The following is a 315-nucleotide window of genomic DNA, read 5'->3' as shown; positions in this document are numbered from 1 at the left end:
GGACGGCAGCATTACGGGAACCGTCACACGCAACGATGGTACCCAGGCCTTCCTGAGCGGCGCGGTGATCTACGTTCCGGGTACGGGGCAATGGACAATCGGGGCGAACTCCGGGCAACAAGTCCCGATCCCGTCGATGCCCGGCGGCGTCACCTACAACAACGATGCCCTCGTCGGCGCATTCACCGATACGAATACGGCGTCGGGCACCTACAAGGACGCGCCCACCATGTCGGTTGGCGGCAACTGGACGGCCACGCGTTTGAGCCCCGCTCCGGCCTGCGCAGCCACCGCTTCGACTCCGGTCGTTCCGCA

Annotated in this window: 1 protein-coding gene; it reads left to right on the top strand. The window is 65.7% G+C overall.

What is annotated here, in order from left to right; translation table 11 throughout:
* Positions 1-315 (top strand): hypothetical protein (locus tag RVY79_RS18615; protein WP_317466030.1); only part of this gene is annotated, 315 nt, incomplete at both ends.

The sequence above is a fragment of the Chromohalobacter sp. HP20-39 genome (genome assembly GCF_033052815.1).
Taxonomy (GTDB): domain Bacteria; phylum Pseudomonadota; class Gammaproteobacteria; order Pseudomonadales; family Halomonadaceae; genus Chromohalobacter.
Note: the sequence above shows the minus strand (reverse complement) of the source record. Positions and strands in the feature narration are given on the sequence as shown.